At 73.6% G+C, this 4,421-nt stretch carries 5 protein-coding genes (1 of these 5 running past the window's edge); 2 read left to right on the forward strand and 3 right to left on the reverse strand.

The features are described from left to right. Nucleotides 1-608 precede the first annotated feature (608 nt). Complete coding sequence (locus D476_RS0121440) at nucleotides 609-839, forward strand: FitA-like ribbon-helix-helix domain-containing protein (RefSeq protein ID WP_017625974.1); 231 nt, start codon at nucleotides 609-611, stop codon at nucleotides 837-839. After that, entirely contained in the window at nucleotides 836-1,231 is a 396-nt protein-coding gene (locus tag D476_RS0121445; RefSeq protein WP_017625975.1) for a type II toxin-antitoxin system VapC family toxin, read from the forward strand. Before D476_RS0121440 ends, D476_RS0121445 begins: the two co-directional genes overlap by 4 nt. A gap of 138 nt (nucleotides 1,232-1,369) precedes the next feature. Here D476_RS0121445 and D476_RS0121450 read toward each other — a convergent pair whose 3' ends face one another. The 3 genes in view from D476_RS0121450 to D476_RS0121460 are tightly spaced (at most 12 nt apart) and all read right to left on the reverse strand, a layout consistent with a single transcriptional unit that may run on beyond the window. Beyond that, the gene (locus D476_RS0121450) at nucleotides 1,370-2,494 is read right to left on the reverse strand and encodes a glycosyltransferase family 4 protein (protein ID WP_017625976.1); all 1,125 of its coding nucleotides are present in this window, start codon (nucleotides 2,492-2,494) and stop codon (nucleotides 1,370-1,372) included. A 12-nt stretch (nucleotides 2,495-2,506) separates the two neighbouring features. Next, complete coding sequence (locus D476_RS0121455) at nucleotides 2,507-3,436, reverse strand: glycosyltransferase family 2 protein (RefSeq protein WP_017625977.1); 930 nt, start codon at nucleotides 3,434-3,436, stop codon at nucleotides 2,507-2,509. Continuing rightward, nucleotides 3,433-4,421 carry the final stretch of a hypothetical protein gene (locus D476_RS0121460; protein ID WP_026123725.1) on the reverse strand. Its footprint extends 1,081 nt past the window's final position, so 989 of the gene's 2,070 nt are visible here — the last part of the coding sequence; the start codon falls outside the window, past its right edge — the gene reads right to left on this strand; its stop codon occupies nucleotides 3,433-3,435. The genes D476_RS0121455 and D476_RS0121460 overlap by 4 nt, the downstream gene beginning before the upstream one ends.

Genomic DNA, 4,421 nt, shown 5'->3' on the forward strand with positions numbered 1-4,421 from the left:
CCGGCGCTGGTGGTGGGCGCTGCTGCTGGCGCCGGTGCTGCTGGCGGCGCTGTACCCCCGGGTGGTGGAGGCGGTGCTCGGGACGGNGCCTCCGAGGAGGCGACCCGGCGCTGGTGGTGGGCGCTGCTGCTGGCGCCGGTGCTGCTGGCGGGGCTGTACCCCCGGGTGGTGGAGGCGGTGCTCGGGACGGCGATGCGGCTGCTGAAGCGCCCCGTGGAGGTGCGCGTCGACGGCCGCGCCACCGCGGCGGCGCTGGGCTGGACCCTGGCGGCGTGGATCCCGCTGTCCCTGCACATCGGCGCCCTGGCGGCGGGGGCCGACGGCGCGGGGTGGCGCGCCCTGCCGATCGCGGCGGGGGCCTACGCCCTGGCGTGGACGCTGGGGGTGCTGTTCGTCATCGCCCCGGCGGGCGTCGGCGTGCGCGAGCTGGTGCTGGTGGTGGCACTGTCCCCGGTGTTGACCCCGGGAGCGGCCCTGGTGGTGGCGGCCCTGTCCCGGCTGGTGATGACGGCGGCGGACCTACTGGCGGCGGCCCTGGCGGGGTGGGCCCGGCGAACGGCCGACACTATTTGACTGCATTTTGCAGTCATTGACTGTAAAATGGAGGCATGACTGCACTCACCATCCGCGACATGCCCGAAGACACCGTACGAGAGCTCAAGGCCCGCGCCGCCCGGGATGGCCAGTCCCTCCAGGCCTATGTCCGCAGCATCCTTACACGCGAAGCCGCGAAGCCGACGCTCGCCGAGGCCGTCGAGAGGGCGCGGTGGACCGCCGATGCCGATCTCAGCGTCAAGGACATTCTCGACGTCATGGATGAAGCGCGGGGCGAGCGGTGATCGTCGTCGACAACTCGGCCCTCGTTGAGATGCTGGCGGTCAAAGGACCTGTGGGGGAGGCGGTGGCCTCCCGAACGGCTCAGGAGGAGGACCTGGCCGCGCCCTACCTGTTGGACACCGAGGTCATGTCGGCTCTACTCGGCTTGATCCGAGGACGGAAGCTCTCCGAATCACAGGCGGAATCCGCGATGGCGCATTACCGGGCGCTCCCCCTCGACCGGTATGAGACCGCGCCATTGTGGTCACGGATCAAGGCGCTCCATGCGAACCTGTCCGCCTACGACGCCACCTACGTCGCCCTAGCCGAGGTCCTCGGCGCTACCTTGATCACCAGCGACGCCCGAATCGCTCGGAGCGGCGCGGCGCGATGCGCGATCGAGGTGTTCGAATAGGCCTGCCTCGATGTACTCGTCCATCTCGCTCCTGAGCCGGTCGAGATCGATGCTCGGCACTCGGGCGGAAGAACGCCTCAGGTCCTCCTTGGGGATGAACACCCTCTCCCGGTCATGCGCATCTCCCATACGGTGACACTAGCCCTCTCCTGCCCCGGTCTCCCGGGAACCGGTCAGCTCCTCGGTGTAGGCCGCCCACAGGGCCTCCGTGTCGGCCGGGCGGACGCCCTTGCGGAGGTCCTCGGCCCTTCCCGGGGAGGCGAAGGCGGCCAGCGCCCTCGCCAGGTCGTCCACATCCCCCGGCTCGCACAGCAGGCCGTCGACGCCGTCGCGGACCTGCTCGGCCATCGCACCCGCGCGGGTCGCCACCACCGGCAGGCCCCGCTCGTGCGCCAAACGCACGTTCTGCGTCGAGGTCGCCGACCGGTACGGCAGCACCAGCACGTCGGCCGCGTCCAGCAGCGCGGGGACCTCCCCCGCCGGAACGTAGCCCTCGCGCAGGACCACCCGGTCGGCCACCCCCAGGTCGGCCGCCAGGGCGCGGTAGGCGTCCGCGTCGGTCCAGAACTCACCCGCCACCGTCAGCCGCGCGGACGGCGGCGCCCCCTTCGCGAAGGCCCGGATCAGCACGTCCACCCCCTTGTACGGGCGCACCAGGCCGAAGAAGAGGTAGTGCGGGAAGCCCTTCGAGGAGGAGGGGGCGGGGCCCACGCCCCGGCCCCCCGGCGCGTCCGGGAAGTGCGGCGGCAGGTCGGCGACCCGCACGTCCGCCCCGGGTGCCAGGCGCCGTGCCAGCGCCGCCTGCTCCCTGGAGTGCACCAGAACCGTCCCCGCCCTGCGCAGCAGCGCCCGCATCAGCGGGCGGTCCCCCGTACGCGGCTCGTGCGGGAGCACGTTGTGCGCGACGACGGCCGTGCGCACCCGCCGCCCGGCCGCCGCCAGCAGCACCAGGTAGGCCGGGACCTGGACCGGCGACAGCACCGCCACCGCGAGCAGCCCCCCGCGGGCCGCGGCCCTGCGCCCCGCCGCCCACCAGGTGTCCGGCCGGTACCAGGCCATCCGGCGCAGCGTGGCGGGGAACGGCTCCCCCTCCGCCTGCTCCACCGTCTGCCGCCCCGGGTACAGCAGCGCCGGGTACTGCGCCCGCCACGACTCCAGGACCACCCGGTGCCCCTCCTCCGAGAGCCGCCGGGCCAGCTCCGTGGTGTGCCGGGCCCCGCCGCCCTTGTACGGATGGGCCGGGCCGACCAGCGTCACCTGCACGCTCCCCTCCCCCTACACGCCGTTGCGCGAGCGCACGATGAGGTCGGCCAGCAGCGCCATCGCCCCCACGATCAGCCCCGTCATCACCAGCATCACCGTGTTGTTGGGGATGTAGAGCGGGTTGCGCACCTGGTCGAACACGAACTTGGCGGCGCCGATGCCCAGCAGCCACAGCGCCGGGGGCATCAGCACCTTGAGCGGGTTGAAGTACATCACCATGCGCAGCACCTGCAGGATGTACCGGTAGGCGTCGCGGACGAAGTGGAACTTGGAGTCGCCCGACCGCTTGGCGTAGTCGATCGGCAGGTACTCGACCCGGTGCTGGTTGGACAGGAACGCCAGGGTGATGGTGGTGACGCAGGAGAACCCGGGCGGGAGCAGCCGCAGGTACGGCAGCGCCACCTTGCGCCGGAACGCCCGCAGCCCCGAGTTCAGGTCGGGGATGCGGGTGTTGGTCAGGTGCTCGGCGATCTTGCGGATGGCCCACTTGGCGGGGATGCGCAGCAGCCGGTGCGACCCGGCCTCCTGCCGCCGCGCCCCCACCACCTGGTCGACCGCCGGGTCCTCGTGCAGCAGGGCGACCAGCTCGGGGATGCGCTCGTTGGGGTAGGTCATGTCGGCGTCGGTCCACACCACGATGTCACCGCGCGCGCGTTGGCTGCCGATGCGCCGCACCGTCCCGGCCCCGCCGTTGTGCCCGAAGGCGATCACCTCCAGGTGCGGCAGGCGCTCCTCGGCCTCCCGGAGCCGGGCCAGGGTGCCGTCGGAGGAGGCGTCGTCGTAGGCCAGCAGCTCGTACGCGGTGCCGGAGGCGTCCATGGCCGCGCAGATCCGCTCCACCTCCGCCACCACGTGGGTCTCCTCGTTGTAGCAGGGCAGGACGATGGTGACGTCGGGGGTCGGGGATTGCTGCTCCACGGTGTCCGTTCCGTTCTCGTTCACTGGCCGCCCTCCCGTGCGGGCGGCAGGTCGTCGGGGAGCACGGCCACCCAGATGTCGCCGTGGAAGGCCCACGGCGCCGACGGCGGCTCCATCAGCGTGCTCGGGTCCTGGTCGCTGCGCACGTGGAAGGGGTGCTCGATCCGCGACCCCGGCGGCGCGTGGAAGCGCAGCGGGTCCTCCTTCTCCGCCGCGAGGACGGGGGTGCGCCCGCGCTCGGCGATGCCCGCGACCGCCCGCACCACGGCCGGGCCGTCGGCCGCCGTGGCCACCGGGACGTCGCACATGCCCCGGATGAGCTGGCCGTAGTAGTGGCCGACCCCGTCGACCAGGACGACGCTCGCGTCCCCGGGGATCGCCGTGCACAGCCTCTCGGCCGCCCGGACCGTCCCGGCATCGGAGCGGTAGTCCAGCCCGTGCACCGACGTGGCCGCCGTCGGGGCGAGCACGGCGAGCGCGCCGACCGCGGCGGCGGCGGGCGCCGCCACCCGCCCGGGGACGGCCCCCTCCGGCGGGGCGAGGGCCTCCAGGCGGCGCACCGCCCAGGCCAGGAACCAGACGGCCAGCAGCACGAACGCCGGGAGCACGAGCACCACCAGGCGCCGGGAGGCCCACGGGTGGTCGGGGGTGATCGCCGGGCGGGCGAGGGTGGCCGCCACCGACCAGGCCATGACCGCCAGCGGCAGCACCCAGTCCGGGGCGCGCCGCAGCAGCACGCGGCGGGTGAGCAGGCACGCCCCGAGCGCACCGAACAGCACCCCGCCCAGCCCCAGGTACCAGCCCACCCAGTACAGGCTCATGTCCTCGTAGTTGCGGCCGGGGTCGTGCGCCAGCCCCTCCAGGTCCTGCACCTGCCCGACGAAGGTCGCGGTGGCCTCGTCGCCGTGCCCGTACCCGGGCCACAGCAGCGGACGCAGCGCCAAACCGACGGCGGCCAGGGCGACCAGGACGGCCGCGGCGGTCGGCAGCCACGGCGGGGGGGGGGGGG

The organism is Nocardiopsis chromatogenes YIM 90109 (genome assembly GCF_000341185.1).
In the GTDB taxonomy this organism is placed as follows: Bacteria; Actinomycetota; Actinomycetes; order Streptosporangiales; family Streptosporangiaceae; genus Nocardiopsis_A; species Nocardiopsis_A chromatogenes.

Coding starts and splice junctions, on each gene's coding strand:
- D476_RS0121440 (WP_017625974.1), top strand. CDS start 609: ATGACTGCACTCACCATCCGCGACATGCCCGAAGACACCGTACGAGAG.